This window comes from Mycobacterium sp. (genome assembly GCF_032159565.1).
Lineage (GTDB): Bacteria > Actinomycetota > Actinomycetes > Mycobacteriales > Mycobacteriaceae > Mycobacterium.
In genome coordinates this window covers 1-21,106 of record NZ_JAVHWR010000087.1, presented here as the reverse complement: position 1 = coordinate 21,106, position 21,106 = coordinate 1, and the positions used below count along the sequence as shown (strand labels likewise).

Sequence of the window (21,106 nt, the reverse complement as noted above, 5' to 3'; positions counted from 1 at the left end):
CCCACGCCTTCCGCCGGCCGGCTGCGTGACCTCCCCGCTACGGGGCGCAGGATTCGGTGATTGTCGCCGCGCGTTGTCATCGCCGTAGTAACTGTAGCTGTAGTTGTAGGACGCATTTCCGCGCGTGGGTGTCATCGTGAATACCGCGCCTAGCAGTGCAGCGCCCACATCCTGAAGATTTCCAACCGCGTGTGCAAGTTGCTCCCGCTTGGTTTGCTTGAACCGCGCCATCATGAGCACGCCGTCGGAATTGGCAGCCAGAATCGCGGCATCTGTGACCGCAAGCAGCGGTGACGAATCCACGATGACATAGTCGAACTGCGCACGCATTTCGCTGAGCACCTTTTGGGCTGCCAACGACCCAAGTAGTTCGCTCGGATTCGGCGGGACGGTTCCCGAGGTGAGGACGGTCAACCCAGGGAAACGTGTCTTCTGCAGCACCTCGGAAAGTGATGCTCCGCCACTGAGCACCGTGCTGAATCCTGCCGACCCGACCAAGTCGAGGTACTTGTGCAACATGGGGCGTCGCATGTCGCCATCGACGAGCACGACGTTGTGGTCGGCTTCCGCCAACGCCAGCGAAATGTTTATCGCCGTGGTGGATTTACCCTCGCCCGGCATCGAACTCGCGACGACGATCAGGCGCGGCGGATTATCGACTGCGAGGAACTGCAAGTTGGTCCGGAGTTTGCGAAATGCTTCGGCGATCCCTGAGTTCTCGCTACCGAAAGATATCGCTGGTTCCTTCCTGCGTTCCTTGTCGAGCGGAATGCTGCCGACCAGTCCGACGCCCGTGATCCCCTCGAAAGTCTTTCCGTCCTTGACTGTGTTGTCGAGGCGATCGCGAAGTATTGCAAGGCCTATGCCCAGCAGAAAGCCCACCGCGATGCCGGCTGCAATGTTGCGGGCGGTTTTCGGAATCACCGGGCGGTCGGTAATCGACGCGCGTTGCTCGACGACAACGCGAGCATCGGGCGGCGTTCGGTCCTCGGGAGTTTCCAACTCGCGTACCATCACGACGAACTCGTCGGCCAATGTGTTGGCAATGTCACGAGCGCGGACGGGTGATTCGTCGAGCACCGCCACATCGATCAAGACGGTATCGGGTTTCGCAGTCGCCGTGACGTTTCGTTGTAGTGCTTTTGCAGTCATACCGAGGCCGAGTTTGTCGATGGTGCGCTGAGCCAGCGTCTCGCCCGTTAGCAGCTCGGCGTAGGACACCACGCGTTCCTGAGAGAAGCGATTGCCCTGGTACACATCCGACAAGGATGAGCCGGCCGTGGTCGATACGAAGAGCCTCGTTGAGGCCTGGTACATCGGTGTCGTGAGCAAAGTCACTGCGACGGCCCCCAAAACGGCGCCCACCATCGTGACGCCCACGGTAACCCACCGAGAACGCAGCAGCTTTACGAAATCCTGCAGATTCAATGCCCCCCCTTGATTGCTGCTTGCCCCAGCCCCCGTGCTCCGTCATACAACGTCGCCCGATCTGCGGGAAGTGTACCTTTTGCGATTTCGACGTAGCTCATTAATGAGAGTATTCGCAGTTCACCATATAGGGAGTAGGAGCAAACCAAAGTGAGGGCTCAACAGGCTGGCGCCGTGACTCATCCCAGGCACTTGGGAACCGATACAACGGGTTCGGCGTACAGCAACAATTGAATGGGAACACCCGGTGCGCACAGTGACGTCGGTTCGGTGGGTTCGAGGTGCAACTCGAGCGCGGTATCGTTCTATTGTCAGCTGTGCGTTGATGATTCGGTGACGCTACCCGACACCAGTGACGATCGTCGGTTGCTCACCATCGACGGTGACCGTGTCGGCTACGCCCTTGTCGTCCCGAGAACAGAAACCCGCGAGACATTGGCACCGCTCGGCACATCGACCGAGAGCCATGGATCGCGACAATGTAGGCGGGCAACTCGTCAGCGTGCACATTATCCGCCGCCCGAACCGTGACGGTAATTCCTGGTCGTGGAATCACGAGCACCAGCCGAGTGTCAAATGTGTTTCGTCCGAAGTAATCGCGTTTGCTGCCGCCAAGGTTATTGATCACCATCGCTGCTTAGGGCGGAAAATCTTCCGGAAACTCATGTGCCACAGCAGTCCGCTTCGAGCGGTCGCTGTTCGCTTGGCGACACACTCCAGCAAAAGATTCGTTCCTCCATTCGGATCGCTGCGCCATCTTGAGATCCCGGATCGTTTCGGCGTGCGACCGACTCTAAGCTGCGGCTTCTCAGGTCATCAGGGTGATGGCGGGTTACCCCACCCCCTCGACTCCGAGCTGAAATTCTCGGTTTAACGGCGCCATACCAGACGCCGAAGTGCGAGATTCGCAGCAATTTTCAGCGAACTTCATACCGTCACAAGACTGCTGCGACCAGAACATCATCGAGTTCAAGTTTGTGTGGTAAGCGATACACACCAGCTATGTACTTCGGCCACACCAAAGACCGCTGTCTGTATCTCACGCCGCCCAGCCATCCGCGCCGCTTGCACACCGCCACGGGACCGGCCGCCCGCGTGTCGATACCATCACCACCATGACGAGCAGTACCAAGAACACCGGGGACCATCAGGCGGAGCCCTCCGCCGAGCACACGATCGACATCCACACCACGGCGGGCAAGCTGGCCGATCTGCGCAAGCGGACCGAGGAAACGCTGCACCCGGTCGGTGAGCAGGCGGTGGAGAAGGTGCACGCCAAGGGCAAGCTGACCGCCCGCGAGCGCATCCTGGCCCTGCTCGACGAGGATTCGTTCGTCGAACTCGACGCGCTGGCCAGACACCGCAGCACCAACTTCGGGCTGGCCGAGAACCGGCCGCTCGGCGACGGCGTGGTCACCGGCTACGGCACCATCGACGGGCGCGACGTCTGCATCTTCAGCCAGGACGCCACGGTGTTTGGCGGCAGCCTCGGCGAGGTGTACGGCGAGAAGATCGTCAAGGTGCAGGAGTTGGCCATCAAGACCGGCCGCCCGCTGATCGGCATCAACGACGGAGCCGGAGCGCGCATCCAAGAGGGTGTCGTGTCACTTGGCTTGTACAGCAACATCTTCTACAACAACATCCAGGCGTCGGGGGTCATCCCGCAAATCTCGCTGATCATGGGCGCCGCCGCGGGTGGCCACGTCTACTCCCCCGCGCTGACCGACTTCGTGGTCATGGTCGACCAGACGAGCCAGATGTTCATCACCGGACCCGACGTCATCAAGACAGTCACCGGCGAAGAGGTGACGATGGAGGAGCTCGGCGGTGCGCACGCCCACATGGCCAAGTCGGGCCTCGCACACTACGTCGCCTCCGGCGAGCAGGACGCCTTCGACTACGTCCGCGATCTGCTCTCCTACCTGCCGAGCAACAACCACTCCGACCCGCCGCGGTATCCGGCTGAGGTTCCCCAGGGCGCCGTTGAGGACACCCTCACCGAGGAGGACCTCGAGCTGGACACGCTGATCCCGGACTCGCCGAACCAGCCCTACGACATGCACGAGGTCATCACCCGCATCCTCGACGACGACGAGTTCCTCGAGGTGCAGCAGGGCTACGCGACGAACATCTTGGTCGGCTTCGGCCGCGTCGACGGTCGTCCGGTCGGCATCGTGGCCAACCAGCCCACCCAGTTCGCCGGCTGTCTGGACATCAACGCCTCGGAGAAGGCCGCCCGGTTCATCCGGACCTGCGACTGCTTCAACATTCCGATCGTCATGCTGGTCGACGTGCCGGGCTTCCTGCCCGGTACCGAGCAGGAGTACAACGGCATCATCCGGCGAGGCGCCAAGCTGCTCTACGCATACGGCGAGGCCACCGTCGCCAAGATCACCGTGATCACCAGGAAGGCCTACGGCGGTGCCTACTGCGTCATGGGCTCCAAGGAGATGGGCGCCGACGTCAACGTCGCGTGGCCGACGGCTCAGATCGCGGTGATGGGCGCCTCCGGTGCGGTCGGCTTCGTGTACCGCGGCCGGCTCAAGGAGGCCGCCAAGGAAGGCGAGGACGTCGACGCCCTGCGCCTCGAACTGCAGCAGGACTACGAGGACACCCTGGTGAACCCCTACATCGCCGCAGAGCGGGGCTACGTCGACGCCGTCATCCCGCCATCGCATACCCGCGGCTACGTCGCCACCGCGCTGCGGCTGCTCGAACGCAAGATCACCCAGACACCGCCGAAGAAGCACGGGAACATTCCGCTGTGAGCGGCCGAGAGCAGTTCGCGCAGCGAACGTAGCGAGAGAGCGAACCGACAGCCATGAGCCACGACGAAAACCACATCACCGAGGTGTCCGACCCGCGCGAGATGACCATCGATGCACCGCCGGTGCAGGCGGTCGAGGAGATCAAGATCCTCAAGGGCGCGCCCACCGACGAGGAGCTTGCCGCGCTGGTCGCGGTGCTCAGCGCCGGAACCGGCGGCATCGTCGAACCCGGCCCGCAGGAGCTCAATCTGTGGGGCCACCCGGTCGACAAGCTGCGCTTCGAGACCACCAGCTGGCAGCGGGTGACACTGCTGGAGCGGACGTACATGCGGCGTTGATGAGCCGCTTGCGCGAAGAATGTCGATCATGACGCGCGTGGTGCTCGCATCTGCCTCACCGGGCAGGCGAATGGTGTTGCGCCAGGCGGGAATCGACCCCGTCGTCGTCGTCTCTGGTGTCGACGAGGACGCCGTCATCGCCGCGCAGGGCCCCGACGCTGCGCCGGGTGATGTCGCCAACGCGCTCGCAAGCGCCAAGGCCGAGCAGGTCATCGCGAACCTCGATCCCTCGCTGACCGCGGATTGCGTTGTCATCGGCTGTGATTCGATGCTCTACATCGACGGCGCGCTGCGGGGCAAACCGACGTCGGTCGAGGACGCCCGTCGTCAGTGGGAGTCGATGAGCGGCCGGGCGGGCGTGCTGTACACCGGGCACTGCGTGATTCGGCTGCGCGACGGCTCTGTGACGGACCGTGAAGTTGAGTTCGGGGACACCACAATCCATTTCGGCAAACCGACAGGCACGGAGCTGACCGCGTATCTCGCCAGCGGCGAGTCGCTGCGGGTGGCGGGCGCCTTCACCATCGACGGGCTCGGCGGCTGGTTCGTCGAGAGCATCGAAGGCGATCCTTCGAACGTGATAGGTCTTTCGCTGCCCACGATGCGCACGTTATTCACCCGCGTGGGGCTTTCGATCGCCGATCTCTGGGCTGAGAACCCGCTGTAGGCTCGTGGAGTGCCGCTTCCTCCAGATTCCGATCCCAGCCTCGCCGCCTACGCCCACCCGGAACGCCTGGTCACCTCCGACTGGCTGTCGGGCAACCTCGGCAGGCCAGGGCTTGTCGTCGTCGAGTCCGACGAGGACGTGCTGCTCTACGACACCGGCCACATTCCCGGCGCGGTGAAGATCGACTGGCACACCGACCTCAACGACCGGCAGGTGCGCGACTACATCAACGGTGAGCAGTTCGCCGACCTGATGAACCGCAAGGGCATCTCGCGCGACGACACCGTGGTGATCTACGGCGACAAGAGCAACTGGTGGGCCGCCTACGCGCTGTGGGTGTTCACCCTCTTCGGCCACCCGGACGTGCGACTGCTCGACGGCGGCCGCGACCTGTGGATCTCCGACGGCCGCGAAACCACGCTCGACGTGCCGAGCAAGCAGACCAGCGGCTACCCCGTCGTCGTCCGCGACGACGCGCCGATCAGGGCGTTCAAGGACGAAGTCCTTTCCATCCTCGGCGACCAGCCGCTGATCGACGTCCGCTCCCCCCAGGAGTACACCGGCGAACGCACCCACATGCCGGACTACCCCGAGGAGGGCGCGCTGCGCGGCGGCCACATCCCGACCGCCCGCTCGATCCCCTGGGGTAAGGCCGCACAGGACAGCGGCCGGTTCCGTAGCCGCGAAGAACTCGACGAGCTGTACGGCTTCCTGACACCGGAAGACAAGACCGTGGTCTACTGCCGCATCGGCGAGCGGTCCAGCCACACCTGGTTCGTGCTGACCCATCTGCTCGGCCTGCCCGGCGTGCGCAACTACGACGGCTCGTGGACCGAATGGGGCAACGCCGTGCGGGTGCCCGTGGCAGTCGGAGAGGACGCCGGCGGAGCGCCATGACTTTCATGCCCTCGCCGCTGGCCGAAGTCGTGTCGGACTTCAAAGAGATGCAGGGCCAGGACAAGCTGCAGCTGCTGCTGGAGTTCGCCGGTGAGCTACCTGCACTGCCCGCCGACCTCGAGGAGGCGGCGATGGAGCCGGTGCCGGAGTGCCAGTCGCCGCTCTTCCTGCACGTCGACGCCGACGATCGTGACCACGTGCGGCTGTACTTCAGCGCGCCGCCCGAGGCACCGACGACGCGGGGTTTCGCGTCCATCCTGGCCCAGGGGCTCGACAATCAGCCCGCCGACGACATCCTCGCCGTCCCCGACGACTTCTACGGCGAACTGGGCCTGGCGGCGTTGATCAGCCCGCTGCGGCTGCGCGGCATGTCGGCGATGCTGGCCCGCATCAAAAAGCACCTTCGCTAGCCGTACGGCTACCCAGGGTCAATTGGGGTCGGCACGGCGGCGGCGCTTAAACTGCGCGGGATACATTCTTAAAGACGATTCTTAGATACCTGTCGATCAGGAGGCGCAGTGCCCAGTCACGCCAGCTCACGCATCCATAAGGTGCTGGTAGCCAATCGCGGTGAGATCGCCGTCCGGGTGATTCGCGCGGCCAAGGACGCCGGCATCCCGAGCGTGGCCGTGTATGCCGAACCCGACGCCGACGCGCCACACGTCCGGCTCGCCGACGAGGCGTTCGCGCTGGGCGGCCAGACGTCCGCGGAGTCCTACCTCGACTTCGGCAAGCTGCTCGACGCGGCGGCCAAATCGGGCGCGAACGCGATCCACCCGGGTTACGGATTCCTTTCGGAGAACGCCGATTTCGCGCAGGCGGTCATCGACGCGGGCCTGATCTGGATCGGCCCCAGCCCGCAGTCCATCCGCGACCTCGGCGACAAGGTCACCGCGCGCCACATCGCGGCCCGCGCGCAGGCGCCGTTGGTGCCCGGCACCCCGGACCCGGTCAAGAACGCCGACGAGGTGGTGGCCTTCGCCAAGGAGTACGGCGTGCCGGTGGCGATCAAGGCGGCGTTCGGCGGTGGCGGCCGCGGCATGAAGGTCGCCCGCACCATCGAGGAGATCCCCGAGTTGTTCGAGTCGGCGACCCGTGAGGCCGTCGCGGCCTTCGGTCGCGGCGAGTGCTTCGTGGAGCGCTACCTGGACAAGCCGCGCCACGTCGAGGCTCAGGTGATCGCCGATCAGCACGGCAACGTCGTCGTCGCAGGCACCCGTGACTGCTCGCTGCAGCGCCGCTTCCAGAAGCTGGTCGAGGAGGCGCCCGCGCCATACCTGACCGACGCGCAGCGCAAGGAGATCCACGAGTCCGCCAAGCGCATCTGCAAGGAAGCCCACTACTACGGCGCGGGCACCGTCGAGTATCTCGTCGGCCAGGACGGGCTGATCTCGTTCCTCGAGGTCAACACGCGTCTGCAGGTGGAGCACCCGGTCACCGAGGAGACCTCGGGTATCGACCTGGTCCGCCAGCAGTTCCGCATCGCCAACGGCGAGACCCTCGACATCACCGAGGACCCGACGCCGCGCGGCCACTCGATCGAATTCCGCATCAACGGCGAGGACGCGGGCCGCGGCTTCCTGCCCGCCCCCGGCCCGGTCACCAAGTTCGACCCGCCGACCGGACCCGGCGTGCGGCTGGACTCCGGCGTGGAGTCCGGCTCGGTGATCGGCGGCCAGTTCGACTCCATGCTGGCCAAGCTGATCGTCACCGGCGCGACGCGCCAGGAGGCGCTGGAGCGGTCGCGGCGCGCGCTCGACGAGTTCACCGTCGAGGGCCTCGCCACGGTCATCCCGTTCCACCGCGCGGTGGTCTCCGACCCGGCGTTCATCGGCGACGACAACGGGTTCACGGTGCACACCCGCTGGATCGAGACCGAGTGGGACAACACCGTCGAACCGTTCACCGGCGGTGAGCCGCTCGACACCGAAGACACCACTCCGCGCCAGACGGTCGTCGTCGAGGTGGGCGGCCGGCGGCTCGAGGTTTCGCTGCCCGGCGATCTGGCCATCGGCAACGGCGGCGGCGCGGCGGCGGCAGGCGTCATCCGCAAGAAGCCGAAGCCCCGCAAGCGTGGCGCGCACGGAGGCGCCGCCGCATCGGGTGATGCGGTGACCGCCCCGATGCAGGGCACCGTGGTCAAGGTGGCCGTCGAGGAGGGTCAGGAGGTCGCCGCGGGCGATCTGGTGGTCGTGCTGGAGGCGATGAAGATGGAGAACCCGGTCACCGCGCACAAGGACGGCACCATCACCGGCCTTGCGGTCGAGGCGGGCGCCGCGATCACGCAGGGCACGGTGCTGGCCGAGATCAAGTAGCGCGTCTAGTCCGGCGTCACCAGGCTGCGCTCCTCGAGCGCAGTGCCGAAATACTGCGCCTTCGGGTCGGCGACAACCGACTTGGTGTCGCCGCGGCGCGCCAGCGAATCGCGGGCCATCTGTTCGAACGAGATCTTCTGCGGCCCACCGATGTTCACGAAGTCGTTGAGCGGCGCGGCGACCGCGGCCCGGGCGACTTCTTCGGCCACCTGATCGGCGGCGATCGGTTGGATCAACGCATCGGGGACGCGCACCTCGTCACCGACGACCAAAGACTCGGTGATCTGGTCGGTGAACTCGGCGAACTGCGTGGCACGCACGAGCGTGTACGGCAGACCCGAATCGGTGATGATCTTCTCCTGAGCCACCTTGGCGCGTAGGTACCCGCTGTCGGGCAACCCGTCCAGGCCGACGATCGACAGGGCGACATAGTGGCCGACGCCGGCCTTCTTCGCTTCTGCCGCCAGGTTGGTCGTCGACGTGGTGAAGAAGTCCATCACCGGGCCGTCGGAGAAATCCGGCGAGTTGAGGACGTCGATCAATCCGTCGGCACCGGCGAGTGCGTCGGCGAGACCCTTGCCGGTGAGGACGTCGACGCCGGTGTTGCGGGAGGCGGCAACGACCTCGTGGCCGTCCGCGGTCAGCAGTTCGACGAGCTTGGTTCCGATCAGGCCGCTGGCCCCGATCACTGCGATCTTCATGCCTACCATTACGCCTTGTGGAACCGGTGGAAATCAATGCAGGCGCGTGGTATCTGCGCGGAGCGCGGGTCGATGCCGGCTACCGCTGGGACGTGTGCGCGCCGGTCACCGGCGACGTGGTGGCCGAGGTGACCCTCGACGTCGACACCGCGACGGTGTCCTCTCGTGGGGGTAACGCCGAGGCGATCGAGGTGGCGGAGCAGGCGGTCCGCCGGTTCGCCGTCCAGGCACTCGGCATCACCGTTCGGGATTGACGTCGATATCGGCACCCGTCGCGAGGTCGGCGCAGTCCACCCAGGCCACATCGTCGCGTGACGCCAGGAACTGTCGCGCCCCTTCGTCGCCACGCAACGTGGCCACCAGATCGGGCCAGTGCCGTCGCGCCACAACGACGGGGTGGCCGGGCCGGTCGCCGTAGCCGGCCCGCGCGATCCCGGAGGCGCTGCCGCGCGCCACAGCCAACACGCGACGAACCGCGCCTGCACCGATGTCGGGCGCGTCGACGGTGAGCAGCACTGCGTACTCGGCGGTGCCGGATTCGAGCCCGGCTATGCCCGCGCGCAGCGAGGCGGCCATCCCCTCGGCCCAGTCGCTCGCCACCACAGCGCGCGCCGGTGCGGGCACGTCGACGACCGCCGCCCCCAGCACGACGACGATGTCGTCACACCCGCCGTCATCAAGCGCGCCGACCGCCGAGCGCAGCCACCGCCCGTCGCCCGCAAGCACCTTCGGCATGCCGAACCGGGTCCCCGCCCCCGCAGCGAGGACGATTCCGCCGACCTGCTCTGCCATGCCAGTATTTTGGACCCGGCCGTAAAACGAACGGCATCCAGCCAATGAAATTGCGCAATGTGTATGTCCGCGAAGCGATTTCGAACGAAGCGGCAATTTTGCCATTTACGTGGGCGTAAAATTATTCGCGACACGCGCGCTGACCAGGCACTTTGACGAGAAGGACTGCTTCCATTGTCCAATTGGCTCGAAGGCGCGTAGGGTCAAATCAGGTTGAGTTCGCAGCCGCGGGATACGTCATCGGCATGCAGGAGCAATCATTTCTGGCCTTGCAGCGAGGGGCTTTGAGGACCCAGGGCCTGAACTTTGACGCGAACCACAGTCCGAAATTTTCGTCGACTGATGGAGTCATCACAATCATGTCTACTGCTATTTTCACGCCGCGTCCTGCCGACCGTCGGGAAGCCCGCACAGCCAAGTTCGCGACGCGGTGGCTACAGCCCTCCGTCGCGGTCATCACGGCGCACGGTGATCTGGACGCATGCAACGCCCAGGAGTTCGTCGACTACGCATTGCGCGACGCCGACCGCACCGACCGAATGGCGCTGGACCTCTCCGGAGTCGAGTTCTTCGGAACCGCGGGATTCTCCGCGCTGCATACGCTGAACGTCCGCTGCGCGGGTGCCTGCGTCGAATGGGTGCTGGTTCCCAGCGATTCGGTCAGCCGGCTGATGCGGATCTGCGATCCCGATTCGGCTCTGCCGATCGCGGCAACGATGCCTGCCGCGCTGATGCGGCTTCGCGCCGACCAGCGTCGGCTACTGAAGCTGGTCTCTGAGCCGAGCTAGCGACTTCGCCAGCAGCCGGGACACGTGCATCTGGGAGATGCCGACCCGCTCGGCGATCTGCGTCTGAGTCAACGACTCGAAGAACCGCAGCAACAGCACGGTGCGCTCCCGCTCCGGGAGCGCTTCGAGCAAGGGCCGCAACGCTTCTCGGTTCTCGATTTGATCCAGGCTGAGGTCGACGTCGCCGAGCGTGTCGGCAATCGCAGGCGCATCCTCGGTGCCGCTGCCACCGCCGCTGTCGATGGACAGCGTGTTGTACGAGCTGCCCGCCACCAGTCCCTCGACGACCTCGTCGCGATCCATGTCGAGTTCGGCGGCGAGTTCCGTCGGTGTCGGGGCCCTGCCGAGCCGCTGCGACAGCTCGGCGGTCGCGGCGCCGAGCCGCAGGTGTAGCTCCTTGAGCCGGCGTGGAACCTTCACCGACCAGCTGTTGTCGCGGAAGTGCCTGCGGACCTCGCCCATGATCGTCGGTACCGCGAACGACACGAAGTCCGAACCGGCGTCGACGTTGAAGCGGATCACGGCGTTGACGAGGCCAACCCGGGCGACCTGAACGAGATCGTCGCGCGGCTCGCCGCGACCGTCGAACCGCCGCGCGATGTGATCCGCCAGTGGCAGGCAACGCTCGACGATGCGGTCACGCTGACGCGCGAACTTCGCGGAGCCCTCCGACATGCCCTGCAATTCGCGGAACATCTCTGCGACGTCCGCATATTCAGAGTTCTGCCGTGACGACGAACCCTGCGACGACTGCCGACTCACCTGAGCGAACTCGCTCGCCTCGTCGTCATCGATATGCCGAATACGTGACCCTCTTCGGCGCCCTGTCCGTCCTGGAACGTCTTCACCTCATCGGTGAGCGAACTCAGCACATGCCAGCTGAAGCTGCCGGGGGTCAATATGTCTTGGGTCTTGCATGTGGTCGACGCCTCGACCACGACTTCGGTGTCGCGGGGATAAACCACGACCACAAGCGTCGAGTCGGGCATGGCCGAGCGGATGAGTCGGGTGCAGGCCTCGTCCACTGCGAGCCGCAAATCGGACACCGCATCGAAATCGAGGTCCTCGAAGGTCCCGATGGCCGCCACGACGGTGCGCACGACGGCGAGGTTTTCCAGCTGCGCTGAAACACGCACTTCGACCGAACGGTCACCCCGTTGGTGCCCGTTGTTGTTCTCATCGGCCATGTGACCTCCCGGAAATGTCGACCCGACACTACTCCAAGTGGCATTCCAGCTAACCACCGGCGCTCCCGACAATTGATGACGTGTGGCCCGCCGTTCGGCGGGGTAATACCTCGGCATGAACCACTTCCAGCCCTCGCTCACGCCGCGCCGCATCCTGGTGACAGCGGGCGTTGCGCTCGCTCTGTTGGTAGTGGTCGCGGCCGCGGTCTACGCCGTGGCGTTCCTCGTGCTCGCGCCGATGATGCAGTGACATCGATGTTTGATACCCAGCCTGAGCGAATTCATAACGGCAGGTTTTGATGCGGCTGCGCCGAAGCGTGGTGAGCGGGCCCGGCCTGAGCCGGGTGCGACGGGGCCGGGGGTTCTCGTATCACGATCAACAAGGCAAGACGCTCACCGATGAGGCGGCGCTCGCGCGTATCAAGGGACTGGTGATCCCGCCGGCGTGGCAGAAGGTGTGGATCAGCCCGTATGAGAACGGCCACATCCAGGCCGTCGGAACCGATGCGGCGGGCCGCAAGCAGTACCTCTACCACGAAACCTGGCAGGAGGAGCGCGCCGAGGAGAAATTCGACCGGGTGCTGGAGATGTCGAAAACGCTGCCCGCAATGCGGCGGCGCATCGCCCAAGACCTGCGCAAGCGAGGGCTCGACCGCGACCGGGTCCTCGCCCTGGCGCTGCAACTGCTCGACCTCGGCTACTTCCGCGCCGGCGGCGAGCAGTACGCCGAGGAGAACAACTCGTTCGGGATCTCCACGCTGCTGTGCGAACACGTTTCGCTGCAACGCAAGGCCGTCGAGTTCGACTTTCCCGCCAAGAGCGGTGTGCGCCGCACGCTGCTCATCGACGATCCCGAGGTGGTGCGTTCGGTGCGCGCGCTGCTGCGCAGACCGGAACGCACCGAACGTTTCCTGGTGTGCCAAAACTCATCGGGCCCGATGGATATCCACGCCGACGATCTCAACGCCCGGTTCAAGGAACTCGTCGGCGCCGAGTACACCGTCAAGGATCTGCGCACCTGGCACGGCACCGTGCTGGCGGCCGCGGCCTTCGTCGACGCCGACCCGCCGGTGAACAAGACCGTGATCAAACGGGTGGAGTCCGCGGTGATGAAAGAAGTGTCCGAGGAACTCGGCAACACCCCGGCGGTGGCCCGCAGCTCCTATGTCGACCCTCGGGTGGTCGAGGGCTACGAGAAGGGCATGACCATCGCGGCAGGTGTGCGCCGCGCCGACCGCATCAGGAATCGCGGCGATCAGCAGGCGATCCTGGAGGAGAGCACCGCGCGACTGATCCGGAAGGTGGCGCGCTCCTAGAACCCGCCCGGGATGCCGTTGCCGATGTGTCTGAGCCCTGCGTCGGCGAGCACGCCCGGGTCGAGCAGGTTGCGTGTGTCGACCACCACCGCGCCTGGAGCCTGATCGGCGATCACGGGCCAATCGAGGTTGCGGAACTCTTGCCACTCGGTCAACACCACAATGGCATCGGACTCCTTGGCGGCGAGATAGGGATCGTCGACCGCGACGATCGACGCCTGTCGCAGCGGCGCCGGATCTATCGACGCGAGCCTGGGGTCGTAGCCGGTGACCTGTGCGCCTGCACGGGCCAGGTCGGCGCAGATGGTCAGCGCGGGCGAGTCGCGCACGTCGTTCGTACCTGCCTTGAACGTCAAGCCCAGTGCGGTGATCCGCGACACCTGCAGGGGAACACCCATGGCTCGGCTGAGGATCTCGGCGACACGACCCGATTGGGCGGCGTTCGTCTCGCGGGCGGCCGCCACTTCGGGCAGCCCGACACCGTTGGACCGCCCGCTGTGCAGCAACGAAGCGGTGTCCTTCGGAAGGCACGAGCCGCCCCAGCCGGGGCCCGGCTGCAGGAAATGCGCGCCGATCCGGACATCGGCTCCCATGCACCGGGTGACATCCTCGACATCGGCGCCGACACGGGCACACAGCCGGGCAAGCGAATTGGCGTACGAAATCTTCACGGCCAGGAACGCGTTGCTGGCGTACTTCGCGAGTTCGGCACTTTCGGGGCGCATCCGCAACGTGTATGCGCCTCCGCCGCCGCATATCTCGGCGACCCGGTCGGCCTCACGGTCATCGTCGGCACCGATGATGATGCGGTCGGGATGACGGAAATCGTTGATGGCGTGGCCCTCGCGCAGGAACTCCGGATTGGACACCACGCAGATGCCGGTGCCGGCCAGCCTCTCTGCGATCGCGCGCGTCGTCCCCACCGGGACAGTCGATTTCATCGCGATCACCGAGCCGGGTCGCAACACCGTCGCCAACTCCTCGATCACCGCGTCGACGGCGCTCAGATCGGTCGAGCCGTCCTCTGCACTCGGCGTCGGCACGCAGACGAACACCACGTCACGGTCGGTCAGATCCGCGTAGTCGGTGCTGAACCTCAAATCACCCGAACGCAGCCCGCGCACCAGAAGGAAGGGCAGTCCCGGTTCGTCGAGCAGTGTGACGGCTGCGCTCAAGCGCTCGACCTTGTCGTGGTCCACGTCGACGCACATGGTGTCGTGCTCGGTCTCGGCCACGCAGACGGCGGTGGTCAGCCCGACATAGCCGGCGCCGACGACACCTACCCGCTTCCCCGTCATACGCGTTCCCGCAGCACTTCTCGCGTAGCATCCAGCGTGCGGTCGACGGTGATGAGCAGCAGCCCGGGGTCCGGCCGGTCGGCGTGCGGGTCGCCTCTGTCCCCCGTCCACAACGGGATGTGCGGTCCCCTACCGCGCGGCCCCCACCGGCTGGGCGGCGTCGGCCCGAACAGCACGACCGACGGGGTTCCGGTTGCGGTCGCGATGTGACCGACGCCGGTGTCACCGCAGACGAGCAGCCTGCAATCGTTGACGAGGGCGACCATACCGAGAAGGCTCAACGTGCCTGCCAGAACGGCGTTCTCGGGTAAACCGGCCCGCCGCGCCACGGTGTGTGCGAGCTCCACCTCGCAGGAGTTTCCCGTGATGACGATGTCGTTGCCCTCGGCGGCCAGCGTCGCGGCCACTGCGGCGAAGCGCTCCGCGGGCCAGCGTCGGCCCGCCGACGCAGCCCCGGGATGGATGACGACAACGCCCGACCGGTCGGGGTATCCCTGCGGCCGTGGCAACGTCAAATCAGCGGCGTCGCAGGCGATTCCGAACCACTCGAGCATTCCGCACCAGCGGTCGACCTCGTGCACGTCGGCCCGCCACGGCGGTCCGGCCAGGTCGGGATGCGCGGGGTGACGATGGCTCAGCAGCGATCCAGGTGCCAACGTCCGCAGGTCGGCGATGCTCTCGGGTCCGCTGCCGTGCAGGTTCACCGCCATGTCCGGCGGCCGGCGCAGCGGCAGCAGGCCACCGAGACCCGGCGTCGGCCGCACCGCATCGATCGCGCCGGACAGCATCGCCAGCTCGATGTAGCGTTCCGGCGCGGCGAGCACGATGCGGGCATCGGGGTAAGCCCTTCGAAGGCCGCGCAGGGCAGGAATCCCGGTGAGCAGGTCGCCGAGGCCGAGCGCGCGCAGAACGACGATCGTCCCACGCGTCATGGCCATGAAGACTCAGTCGACGAGCACACCACCAACTCCCGCACCTCACAACCCGAGGGCTGCGACAACGCGAATACCACCGTCTCGGCGACGTCCTCCGGCTTGTTCAGCTTCGCGTCGGGCGGCGGCTTGTACTGCTCGGTCCGGCCGTCGAAGAACGGCGTGTACATTCCGCCGGGGATCAGCGTCGTCACCCCGACCTCGCCCGCAAGCTCGGCGGCGAGCGCCCTGCTGAACCCGACAACCCCGAACTTGGACGCGCAATACGCGGTCGCGTCAGCCACCGCGTTGATGCCCAATGTGGATGCGCACGTGACGATCCGGCCGTGGGTGGTCTTCAGGTAGGGCAACGCGGCGCGGATCACGGCAGCGGTGCCGAGCAGGTTGACGTGGATGACCCGCTCCCATTCCTTGGCGGCGACATCGTCGAGCTTGCCGCAGGAGTCGATGCCCGCGGCGGTGAACACCCCGTCGATGCGTCCGCCGACCCCCTCGGCCAGCGCACGCACCGCCGCATCGACCGCCGCGGTATCCGCGAGATCCGCGCATTCGAAGGCGACGTCGTCATCGAGGTTCTGCCTGTCGATGACCAGCGGCGTACCGCCGTGCTGTGTCACCGCTTTCACCGTCGCCGCACCGAGGCCCGATGCGCCCCCGGTGATCAGAATGTTGCCCAGTGTCATGTGTCAGCTCCTAGTCGTTCGGTCGTGAGCGCGCCGCTGCGATCAGGTTTGATGACGAGTAACCGGCAACGGTCGGCAGCAGCACGACCTCGCCGCCGTGCCGACGCACCACCTCCGCCTCGGGCAGGTCGGCTTCTGCATAGTCGCCGCCCTTCACCCACACGTCGGGGCGCAGCGCGTCCAACGCCTTCTCCGGGGAGAGCTCGTCGAAGATGATCACCTTGTCGACGCACTCCAAAGCGGACAGCACGCGCGCACGGTCCTCTGCGGGCATCACCGGCCTGGTGGGCCCCTTCAACGCCCGCACCGAGCTGTCCGAGTTCAGCAGCACCACAAGCGCATCGCCGAGCTGACGGGCCTGGTGCAACAGGCGGACATGACCGGTGTGCAGCAGGTCGAAGCACCCGCCGGTGGCCACCAGCCGACCACTCCTTCGCCGTAGCGTGTCGAGATCTTGCGCTGCACCGCGACTCCCACGCGCACCGATCGGCGCTGGGCTGGATACGCCGACGGCGCCACCCGCGGCCACGAAATGTGTCGCCGCATCGACGGCCGCGGTGACGGCGGTCCGCGCGTCGCTCCCTTCGCCGAATGCCAGCGCCGCGGCGACGGCGAACCGGTCGCCCGCCCCGCAGGGGTCACCGGCCCCCGTCACCGTCGGCGCAGGAACATGCACCGATCCGGTGGCGGTGGCCACCATGGCTCCCCTGGGGCCCATGGTCACCGACACCGCCCCGGCGCCCCACCGCCTGCGCAGCGACTCCGCCGACGCGTCACCCGCCTCGGCCTGGTTGGGTGTCACCAGTCGGCAGGCCGGCGTCGGTGTGGCACCGCGCGGGTGGGGATCCCACACCACGGGGACGCGCTCAGCGATCGCGGTCAGCGTCTCGCGGATGACGGGATGCGCCGCGACGCCGCGGCCGTAGTCCGCAACGCAGACCGCCCTGGCAGACTCGAGCACCGACGCCAGACGGCGGGGCGCTCCGTTCGCCGCCGCGGTGCCGTCGCCGTGGTCGAGGCGTAGCATCGACTGGCCACGAGCGCGAATCCTCGTTTTGCACACCGTGCTTCCGCTCATCGGCAGGGCAACCACATCGAGGCCGGCGCCGGCGAGCAGGTCGGCCAGCACCTGTCCGTCGGCATCGTCGGCCAGCGCCGTCACCAGAACGACGTCGCTGTCGGTGCGCGCTGCCAGCACTGCGGCGAGCCCGGCGCCGCCGGGGCGGTGCCAGATCCGGTCCGCGTCGACGACGGGGACCGGCGCTTCCGGGCTGAGCCTGCTCGCGCTGCCCTCGATGTCGACGTCGAGCATCGAGTCGCCGACGATGACCAAAGGCCTAGGCACGGTCTCCCCCTCCCCCGAGCAGCACGCCGTCAACGGCGATGCACAGCGCGTGAACCAGCAGTAGGTGGATTTCCTGCACGGTGGCAGTCGAGTCCGCATCGACGCAGACGGCGTCGTCGCACATGGCGGCAAGCGGATTGGGCGCCGGCCCGGTCAGCGCCCATGTGGTCAGTCCCTCCTCGTGGGCGGTCTTGACCGCGGCCAGCACGTTGCTGCTCGTGCCGCTGGTGGACAACGAGATCAACACGTCGCCGGGCTGGCCGTGTGCGCGCACGCCACGGGCGAAGATCTCGTCGATCCCGTAGTCGTTGCCGATCGCGGTCAGTGCAGAGGTGTCGGCATGTAAGGCGATGGCGGACATCGGCTTTCGTTCCTCGCGGAACCGGCCGACCAGCTCGGCGGTGAGATGCTGCGCCTCCGCGGCGCTGCCGCCGTTGCCGCAGGCGAGCAATCGGCCGCCTCGGGTCAGCACATCGGCGAGTTGCCTGCCCCACGTCGTGAGTCGGTCGGCCTCGGGCCCGACACGGTCGACGGCATCGGCCAGGGCTCGCATGTGCGTCCGGATCATGGTTGTCCTCCCAATCTGTCGACCGCGGCGAGCAGCTCGGCGTCGGTGACACCGTCGAGGCAGGGATGACCGGCAACCGGGCACTCGCGGGCGCGGGTCAAGCGGCACGGCGCATTCTGGTCACCGAGCCGGGTCACCCGCTGTGTGTACGGAATCCACTGCGACGCCGGGACAACGGGTGCGAAGAGTGATACGACGGGCGCGCCGACCGCGGCGGCCAGATGTGCGGGTCCGGTGTTCGGCACGACGACCACCCGGGCAGCGGCATAGACGGCAGCCAGTGTCGACAACGTCGTGCGCCCGCCGAGGTCGACCGCCACGCCGCCCGCCACCGCGGCGGTCAGTTCGCATTCGTCTGGCCCGCCGGTGACCAGCACGCGGTGACCCGCGCCCGTCAGCGCAGCCACCATTGCGGCGCTGCGGGTCGCGCTCGGGCGCCTGGCGGGCACGGCGGCTCCGGGGTGGAACACCACAAACGGTGCGGCCGTCAGTGTTTCGAGCTCGTCGGGCAATGGCGACACTGGGCCGACGCGCAATGCGCCGTCGTCGCCTGCGGGTAGCGCACAACCGCCTGCCAGGGCGAGCGAGAGCGCCCTTTCGGGTTCGGGTATGCCGTCGGGAACGTGGTGGCGAAGATCGAGCAGCGTGCCCGGATAGTCCTCGCAGATCGCGCCCACCCATTCCACCTCGGCCATCCGGCAGATCAAGGCGAGCGGGAGCGGCGACTGGTGGAAGGACGTGAAAACGAACACCCGGTCGGGGCACACGTCACGCATCTGCTTGACCAGCGAATCCACGTGGCCCGCGGTAAGTTCCGGCGAGTCGAAGTCCACCCACGGCGCCTGCCACTCGATCACCTCGTCGACGGCGGGCAACAGTTCGGCGGCTTCGCGACCGCGCGGACCGGCAAGGAAGGTCACGTAGTCGTGTCCGGCGGCTATAGCGCGAACTGCGGGTCCGGTGATGAGGACATCACCGGCGCTGTCGAGTCGGGCGACGAGGGCGTGGCTCACCGGCACTCCTTCAACACCAGCGACACGGCGCTGTTCAGGTCGGCGGCCACCCGCGCTCGCTCGTGCGCATCGCTGATCTCGTGGCGCAAGGTCCGGTCGGTCGGCACCAGCACGGCGTCGGCCCCGGCCGACAGCGCAGCGTTGACGTCACCGCCGGTGTCGCCGATGAGCACACACCGGCCGGGATCCACACCGAGCGCATCCGCCGCCGCCAACACCATTCCCGGCGCGGGTTTGCGGCAGTCGCAGCCGTCACCGTCGTCGTGTAGGCAGACCTGCCACACGTCGAACGGCCCGAGCATCTTGTCCACCCGCGCGTTGACCGCCGCCAGTTCGTCGGGAGTGATCAGACCCTTCGCCACCCCGGACTGATTGCTGACGATGGCCAGCAGCAGACCGCGCTCGCGCAACCTGCGCAACGAGTTCGGCGCCCCCGGCACCGGCTCGACGCCGTTCGGGTCGCTGAGATACGGACGGTCTTTGATGATGGTGTCATCGCGATCGAGCAGCACTGCCAGCGGCGGATCTCGTCGGGCCACACGGAAGTCCCACTCACCCCGAATGCGATGCAGTACCGCGGCTGGTGGGATGACAACGCTCGTCGCCACCATGCGGGCGATCTCCGCCATCGTCCGCGGCCCCGCCAGAATGCGGCGCAGCGTGAATTCCGCGGTCAGCAACGCCCACAGCGTGGCCGCCCGCGATGCCGCGCGCGATCGGCCGGTGACGACAAGCCCGAGGGCAGCCAGCGCCGCCGCGGTGGTGGCCGCATGTCCCGGAAGACGGCCCCGGTCTTCGCCGACGGCCTTGCGCCACGTGGGTCCATGCTTGCGTCGCATCAGCGCGTTGTCGCGATTCCCCACCTGAGCGCGCACGCTGCTGAGCCAGGTCGACGGCGCAACGGGATGTGTACACCGCCTCGACCCCTGAACAATTCGGTTGCCGCTGTTGCTGATTCGAAGCGAGAGGTCGGAATCTTCACGGTAGGCCCTCGGAAACCGCTCATCGAAGCCGCCGGTATCCACCAGCGCACACCGCTTGACGGCCATGTCGGCGGTGATCCATTGGGCGTCGCCGAGACGCTGCGTACGACGTTCGTCGTCGGTGGCGCTGCGGCCTGCGACTCGGGGCACATCGACCACAGCCTGCGAGGCAGCCGCGCCCACGTCCTCGGCGTCGGCGATGTCCTTCGCCACGGCCGCGAACCAGTGCGGTTGCGGGACAACGTCGTCGTCGAGGAAGCAGATCCATGGCGCCTTCGTACTGCGCCACCCGACGTTGCGTGCCGCCGCCGGACCTCGGCCGCCGCTGTAGAGCACCGTCACCGGCATTCGGCTCGCCACGGCAAGCGCCGGTCTGGGGTCGGCGCGATCGTCGACGAGCACGACAGCCACCGGTCGTGGCCCCGATGATCCGTCCAGTTCGGCAAGCAGACGGTGCACCGAGTCCCTGCCGACGGTCGGCACGACGATCGCGAAATCGGTTGTCATCGGGTTTCCCGCTCCTCGCGTGCGCGGTGGCTTTTTCGCTCCTCACGTGCGCGGTGGCTATTTCGCTCCTCACGTGCGCGGTGGCGCCTTCTCACCACATACGGCCCGATGGCAAGCATGTCGATCGGCGAGCTGCCGAAGCACTCCAGGGCGTCACGCGGGCTGTCGACCATCGGTCGTCCCGCCGTGTTGAAGCTCGTGTTGACGATCACCGGGACCCCGGTGCGCTCGGCGAAATGGCTGATCGCCGCGTGCAGCAACGGCGGACTCCTGTCGACCGTCTGGATACGCGCGGTGCCGTCGACGTGAGTGACAGCGGGGATGCGCGAGCGCCAGGTTGCCGCGACATCGTGGACAAACAACATGTACGGGCTGGGCACCGGGCCGCCGGAGAAGATCTCGGACGCCCACTCGGCCAACACCATTGGGGCGACAGGGCGGAACTGCTCGCGTCCCTTGACGGTGTTCAGCCGTTCGAGGTTCTCGGGGTGGCGTGGGTCGGCGAGCAGTGAGCGGTTTCCCAGCGCCCGCGGACCGTACTCCGAGCGGCCCTGGAACCAGCCGATCAACTGGTTCTCCG

General features: G+C 66.8%; 22 protein-coding genes and 1 pseudogene. 10 read left to right on the top strand and 13 right to left on the bottom strand.

Features of this window, described 5'->3' with window-relative positions:
* Nucleotides 1–1,428 (bottom strand): tyrosine-protein kinase domain-containing protein (locus QOC76_RS11010; protein WP_526356870.1); only part of this gene is annotated, 1,428 nt, incomplete at its 3' end.
* 1,115 nt (nucleotides 1,429–2,543) lie between these two features.
* Here QOC76_RS11010 and QOC76_RS11005 point away from each other — a divergent pair.
* From QOC76_RS11005 to QOC76_RS10980, 6 genes are all read left to right on the top strand, one after another.
* Complete coding sequence (locus QOC76_RS11005) at nucleotides 2,544–4,196, top strand: acyl-CoA carboxylase subunit beta (protein ID WP_526356869.1); 1,653 nt, start codon at nucleotides 2,544–2,546, stop codon at nucleotides 4,194–4,196.
* Nucleotides 4,197–4,249: 53 nt separating this feature from the next.
* On the top strand, nucleotides 4,250–4,534 hold the full coding sequence (locus QOC76_RS11000; protein WP_526356868.1) for an acyl-CoA carboxylase epsilon subunit: 285 nt from the start codon (nucleotides 4,250–4,252) through the stop codon (nucleotides 4,532–4,534).
* Nucleotides 4,535–4,562: 28 nt separating this feature from the next.
* Nucleotides 4,563–5,201, top strand: coding sequence for a Maf family protein (locus QOC76_RS10995; RefSeq protein WP_526356867.1), 639 nt, complete (start codon nucleotides 4,563–4,565; stop codon nucleotides 5,199–5,201).
* Nucleotides 5,202–5,210: 9 nt separating this feature from the next.
* Nucleotides 5,211–6,098, top strand: coding sequence for a sulfurtransferase (locus QOC76_RS10990; protein ID WP_526356866.1), 888 nt, complete (start codon nucleotides 5,211–5,213; stop codon nucleotides 6,096–6,098).
* Nucleotides 6,095–6,508, top strand: coding sequence for a SufE family protein (locus tag QOC76_RS10985; protein WP_526356865.1), 414 nt, complete (start codon nucleotides 6,095–6,097; stop codon nucleotides 6,506–6,508). Before QOC76_RS10990 ends, QOC76_RS10985 begins: the two co-directional genes overlap by 4 nt.
* A gap of 108 nt (nucleotides 6,509–6,616) precedes the next feature.
* A complete protein-coding gene (locus QOC76_RS10980) occupies nucleotides 6,617–8,413 on the top strand; it encodes an acetyl/propionyl/methylcrotonyl-CoA carboxylase subunit alpha (protein ID WP_526356864.1) in 1,797 nt (598 codons plus the stop codon).
* 5 nt (nucleotides 8,414–8,418) lie between these two features.
* On the opposite strand, the gene QOC76_RS10975 is transcribed toward QOC76_RS10980, so the two are convergent.
* Complete coding sequence (locus QOC76_RS10975) at nucleotides 8,419–9,114, bottom strand: SDR family oxidoreductase (protein WP_526356863.1); 696 nt, start codon at nucleotides 9,112–9,114, stop codon at nucleotides 8,419–8,421.
* A 17-nt stretch (nucleotides 9,115–9,131) separates the two neighbouring features.
* Between QOC76_RS10975 and QOC76_RS10970 the strand changes: the two genes are divergently transcribed.
* Nucleotides 9,132–9,368: a hypothetical protein gene (locus QOC76_RS10970; protein ID WP_526356862.1), complete on the top strand. Its 237-nt coding sequence runs from the start codon at nucleotides 9,132–9,134 to the stop codon at nucleotides 9,366–9,368.
* On the opposite strand, the gene QOC76_RS10965 is transcribed toward QOC76_RS10970, so the two are convergent.
* Nucleotides 9,352–9,906 (bottom strand): nucleotidyltransferase family protein, encoded by a 555-nt coding sequence (locus tag QOC76_RS10965; protein WP_526356861.1) that lies wholly within the window; start codon nucleotides 9,904–9,906, stop codon nucleotides 9,352–9,354. The two genes, QOC76_RS10970 and QOC76_RS10965, sit on opposite strands and share 17 nt — an antisense overlap.
* Nucleotides 9,907–10,265: 359 nt before the next feature.
* Between QOC76_RS10965 and QOC76_RS10960 the strand changes: the two genes are divergently transcribed.
* Nucleotides 10,266–10,694, top strand: a complete 429-nt coding sequence (locus QOC76_RS10960) for an STAS domain-containing protein (RefSeq protein ID WP_526356860.1) — start codon at nucleotides 10,266–10,268, stop codon at nucleotides 10,692–10,694.
* Here the strand turns inward: QOC76_RS10960 and QOC76_RS10955 are convergent.
* Both QOC76_RS10955 and QOC76_RS10950 read right to left on the bottom strand, forming a co-directional pair.
* Nucleotides 10,665–11,390, bottom strand: coding sequence for an RNA polymerase sigma factor SigF (locus QOC76_RS10955; RefSeq protein WP_526356871.1), 726 nt, complete (start codon nucleotides 11,388–11,390; stop codon nucleotides 10,665–10,667). The genes QOC76_RS10960 and QOC76_RS10955 overlap by 30 nt on opposite strands.
* A 62-nt stretch (nucleotides 11,391–11,452) precedes the next feature.
* Nucleotides 11,453–11,881, bottom strand: coding sequence for an ATP-binding protein (locus tag QOC76_RS10950; RefSeq protein ID WP_526356859.1), 429 nt, complete (start codon nucleotides 11,879–11,881; stop codon nucleotides 11,453–11,455).
* Nucleotides 11,882–11,996: 115 nt separating this feature from the next.
* On the opposite strand from QOC76_RS10950, the gene QOC76_RS10945 reads away from it, so the two are divergent.
* Complete coding sequence (locus QOC76_RS10945) at nucleotides 11,997–12,131, top strand: hypothetical protein (RefSeq protein ID WP_526356858.1); 135 nt, start codon at nucleotides 11,997–11,999, stop codon at nucleotides 12,129–12,131.
* Nucleotides 12,132–12,180: 49 nt separating this feature from the next.
* Entirely contained in the window at nucleotides 12,181–13,197 is a 1,017-nt protein-coding gene (locus tag QOC76_RS10940; protein WP_526356857.1) for a DNA topoisomerase IB, read from the top strand.
* Here the strand turns inward: QOC76_RS10940 and QOC76_RS10935 are convergent.
* The 8 genes and pseudogenes from QOC76_RS10935 to QOC76_RS10900 form a co-directional block, all read right to left on the bottom strand.
* Nucleotides 13,194–14,495: a UDP-glucose dehydrogenase family protein gene (locus tag QOC76_RS10935; RefSeq protein WP_526356856.1), complete on the bottom strand. Its 1,302-nt coding sequence runs from the start codon at nucleotides 14,493–14,495 to the stop codon at nucleotides 13,194–13,196. The two genes, QOC76_RS10940 and QOC76_RS10935, sit on opposite strands and share 4 nt — an antisense overlap.
* Nucleotides 14,492–15,427, bottom strand: coding sequence for a glycosyltransferase family 9 protein (locus QOC76_RS10930; RefSeq protein ID WP_526356855.1), 936 nt, complete (start codon nucleotides 15,425–15,427; stop codon nucleotides 14,492–14,494). The genes QOC76_RS10935 and QOC76_RS10930 overlap by 4 nt, the downstream gene beginning before the upstream one ends.
* Nucleotides 15,424–16,110 carry an SDR family oxidoreductase gene (locus tag QOC76_RS10925; RefSeq protein ID WP_526356854.1) on the bottom strand — a complete coding sequence of 229 codons (687 nt, stop codon included), beginning with the start codon at nucleotides 16,108–16,110 and terminating at the stop codon, nucleotides 15,424–15,426. The genes QOC76_RS10930 and QOC76_RS10925 overlap by 4 nt, the downstream gene beginning before the upstream one ends.
* A gap of 10 nt (nucleotides 16,111–16,120) precedes the next feature.
* Nucleotides 16,121–17,455 (bottom strand): PfkB family carbohydrate kinase, encoded by a 1,335-nt coding sequence (locus tag QOC76_RS10920; RefSeq protein WP_526356853.1) that lies wholly within the window; start codon nucleotides 17,453–17,455, stop codon nucleotides 16,121–16,123.
* On the bottom strand, nucleotides 17,448–18,023 hold the full coding sequence (locus QOC76_RS10915; RefSeq protein ID WP_526356852.1) for a D-sedoheptulose-7-phosphate isomerase: 576 nt from the start codon (nucleotides 18,021–18,023) through the stop codon (nucleotides 17,448–17,450). The genes QOC76_RS10920 and QOC76_RS10915 overlap by 8 nt, the downstream gene beginning before the upstream one ends.
* Nucleotides 18,020–19,036 carry a glycosyltransferase family 9 protein gene (locus tag QOC76_RS10910; RefSeq protein ID WP_526356851.1) on the bottom strand — a complete coding sequence of 339 codons (1,017 nt, stop codon included), beginning with the start codon at nucleotides 19,034–19,036 and terminating at the stop codon, nucleotides 18,020–18,022. The genes QOC76_RS10915 and QOC76_RS10910 overlap by 4 nt, the downstream gene beginning before the upstream one ends.
* Nucleotides 19,033–20,526, bottom strand: coding sequence for an HAD-IIIA family hydrolase (locus QOC76_RS10905; RefSeq protein WP_526356850.1), 1,494 nt, complete (start codon nucleotides 20,524–20,526; stop codon nucleotides 19,033–19,035). Before QOC76_RS10905 ends, QOC76_RS10910 begins: the two co-directional genes overlap by 4 nt.
* Nucleotides 20,527–20,612: 86 nt before the next feature.
* Nucleotides 20,613–21,106: pseudogene (locus tag QOC76_RS10900) on the bottom strand (carbamoyltransferase C-terminal domain-containing protein); the annotation flags it as partial.